Source organism: Sphingomonas sp. Leaf38 (assembly GCF_001421825.1).
Lineage (GTDB): Bacteria > Pseudomonadota > Alphaproteobacteria > Sphingomonadales > Sphingomonadaceae > Sphingomonas.
Genome location: NZ_LMLD01000011.1, coordinates 1264876 through 1267906, shown reverse-complemented (window position 1 = coordinate 1267906; position 3031 = coordinate 1264876). Strand labels below are relative to the sequence as shown.

At 65.7% G+C, this 3031-nt stretch carries 3 protein-coding genes and 1 pseudogene; 2 read left to right on the top strand and 2 right to left on the bottom strand.

The window, feature by feature from the left end; genetic code table 11:
* Window positions 1–333, top strand: a pseudogene (locus ASE88_RS19575) (DNA helicase II); the annotation flags it as partial.
* 42 nt (window positions 334–375) lie between these two features.
* Here ASE88_RS19575 and ASE88_RS18950 read toward each other — a convergent pair.
* Window positions 376–780 carry a hypothetical protein gene (locus ASE88_RS18950; protein WP_156357025.1) on the bottom strand — a complete coding sequence of 135 codons (405 nt, stop codon included), beginning with the start codon at window positions 778–780 and terminating at the stop codon, window positions 376–378.
* 44 nt (window positions 781–824) lie between these two features.
* On the opposite strand from ASE88_RS18950, the gene ASE88_RS13185 reads away from it, so the two are divergent.
* A complete protein-coding gene (locus tag ASE88_RS13185; RefSeq protein WP_055878438.1) occupies window positions 825–1370 on the top strand; it encodes a glycine zipper 2TM domain-containing protein in 546 nt (181 codons plus the stop codon).
* Between the two features lie 46 nt (window positions 1371–1416).
* On the opposite strand, the gene ASE88_RS13180 is transcribed toward ASE88_RS13185, so the two are convergent.
* Window positions 1417–3031: prolyl oligopeptidase family serine peptidase (locus tag ASE88_RS13180; RefSeq protein WP_235527937.1), on the bottom strand; the 1615-nt coding region annotated here is incomplete at its 5' end.

Below are 3031 nucleotides of genomic sequence, written 5' to 3'. Positions count from 1 at the left end.
GGCGGCGCGAGCCTGTGGCAGGCGAACTGGTCCGACCGCGCCGACCCGTTCGCCGACGTCGCCCGCGGCACCGGCCGCGGCCCCGGCTGGCAGCGCGCAGCCACGCCCGGCGGCGGCTTCTCCACCAAGCCCGCGCGCGTGGTCGAAAGCCGCGCGAGCGCAATCAGCCTCGGCAACAAGGGCCGCGACGACCTGTCGCTCGGCATGCGCGTGTTCCACCAGAAGTTCGGCTACGGCAGCATTGCCGAGATCGAGGGCAACAAGCTGGAGATCGACTTCGAACAATCTGGCCGCAAGCGCGTGATGGACAGCTTCGTGACACTGACGCCGTAGGGCCGCCGGTCGGCGAACCTGTACGGGAGCCGACAATCGCGTTCAGGAACCATGTCTTTCGATAGCCGTATCAGCGGGGCAGCCCGATCTTCGGGTTCGAGAGGACGTCCCATGAAGTTTACGCACATCATCGCCGCAGGACTCGCCTTCGCGACCCTCGGCCTCGGCGCCGCCGCTCCGGCCGAAGCGCAGCGTGATCGTGGTTACAGCCAGCATGACAATGGTCCCCGTGCCGATCATCGCGGCGACCACCGTTACGACCGGCGTGATTTCCGCGGCAACGATCATCGTGGCGATCGCCATGACGACCGACGCTATCGCGGTCGCGGCAACGATCGCCGCAACTGGAACAACAATCGCCGCTGCCGCACCGAGTGGCGCCATCATCGCCGCGTGCAGATCTGCCGCTGAGATAGACCGTTGATAGAGGGCGGGCAGCAGTCGCATACTGCCACCTGCCCTCGTCGTGACACTCTAGAAGGATCCGGATCATGAAGCGTTTTCTCGGCACGGCTGCGATGATCGCCGCCACCTGCCTGTCGGTCGCCACCCCAGCCGTCGCACAGAGCAGTGCCGACGATGCGCGCTTCGCCGCCGCCCAGGCGCGGCTCGACAGCGAATTGCAGATTTTCCGTACAGAATTCGATCGCTACCAGTCGGTGCGCGGCAATCGCGGCGGCTATGCACCCCAGGGCGGGTATCGCCAGGCGCCCGACCGCGGCTATCAGGAAGCCTATCCCGACGAGCGCGACGAAGGCAATTACGACCCGTCGCGCTATTACCGCGCAGGGCCGAACTATCAGGAGCGCACGCTGGCGACCAACGACCGCGTCTATGCGGGGCAGGATGGCCGCTATTACTGCAAGCGCAACGACGGCACGACCGGGCTGATCATCGGTGCGGCCGGCGGCGGTATCCTCGGCAACGTGATCGATGGCGGCCGTTCGCGGATCGTCGGGTCGCTGCTGGGCGCGGCCGCGGGTGGCCTTGCCGGGCGCGCGGTGGAACAGAGCAACAGCCAGGTCCGCTGCCGCTGATCGACATGCCGTCATCCTGGATCAAATCCAGGATGACGGCGAAGGCCTACTTCGCCGGCCCGACCAGCTTCTGCGTGAAATAGGTCATCTGCAGCGCCTGTATCCGCGCCCCCTGCGCGATATCCGCATCGCCCGAATGCCCACCCGCGGTATCCTCGTAGAACAGATATGGCAGCCCATATTCCTTCAGCCGTGCCGCGAACTTACGCGCATGCTGCGGCCCGACGCGGTCGTCCTTGGTCGTCGTCCAGATATAGGGCTCTGGATAGGCGACGCCCTTCTTGATGTTCTGATAGGGCGAGATCTTCTCGAGGAACGCCTTCTCCTCGGGCACCGTCACCGACCCATATTCGTCGACCCAGGACGCGCCCGCCGCGATCCCCTCGTACCGGATCATGTCGAGCAGCGGCACCTGGATCACCACCGCCTTCCACAAATCGGGATGCTGGTTGAACTCGACGCCCATCAGCAGCCCGCCATTCGACCCGCCATAGATGCCGAGCTTTGCCGGGCTCGTCAGCTTGCGCGCGAACAGGTCCTTGGCGACCGCGGCGAAGTCGTCATAGATCAGCTGCCGCTTCGTCTTGCGCCCGGCATCGTGCCACTTGGGCCCGAACTCGCCGCCGCCGCGGATGTTGGCAAGCACGTAACTGCCGCCGCGTTCCAGCCACAGCTTGCCGGTGCTCCCCGAATAGCTCGGCGTCATCGACACCTCGAAGCCGCCATACGCGGTCATGATCGTCGGCGTGGTCCCGTCGAGCGCGATGCCCTTCTTGTGGACCACGAAATACGGCACCTTCGTCCCGTCGGTCGAGGTCGCCTCGAACTGCTCGACCACGTCGTTCGACGCATCGAACTTCGGCGGCAGCGTCTTGATCGGCTTGGGTGCAGCGCCGGAGCCCGCATCGAGCGCATAGAGCGAGGTCGGCGTCAAGAACCCCGTCACTGTCAGATACGCGTCGTCGCTACGATCGGTCGTGCTCGCGACGTCGATCGAGGCGTTGTCGGGCAACGCGATCGGCTTGGCGGTCCAGCCCCCTGCCCCGTGCGTATACACCGACGCGCGGCCGCGGACATTGTCGGACACCACCAGCAGCAGCTTCGACTTCGTCAGCCCCATGCCGTCGACCGACTGGCGCGGGCTCGGCGCGAACACGATCGTCGGGTTGATCGTCCCCTTTTCAACCTCGGCAAGCGGTGCCGATGCAATCGCGCCCTCGGGGATCTTGCCCCAGGGGTCGCTCGTCGAGAAAATCACCTGACCGTCGATCATCCCCGCCGGGAACGTCCGGTCGGGCAAGGCGAGCGGTCGCGCACCGGCGGGCGTCCACACCAGCTTGTCCGCCCCGAAAAAGGTTTTGCGGCGCTGGATCACGATCAGGCGGTTGCCCTTCTCGTCCGTTAGCACGTTTGCCGCCGTACCGCCCTGGTCGGTCGCAGCACCACGATACACCTCGGTCGCAGCGCTGAGCGGCTGCCCACGCTTCAGCTGCTTCATCACGAACGCATAACCCGACTGCGTCGTCGTCCCCGCCCCCCAGTCGCGCGCGACCAGCAGCGTATCCTTGTCGACCCAGGTCGCATCCTGCTTCGACTTGGGCAAGTTGAACCCATTGGCGACGAATGCGCCGGTCTGCAGATTGAACTCGCGATAGGTCACC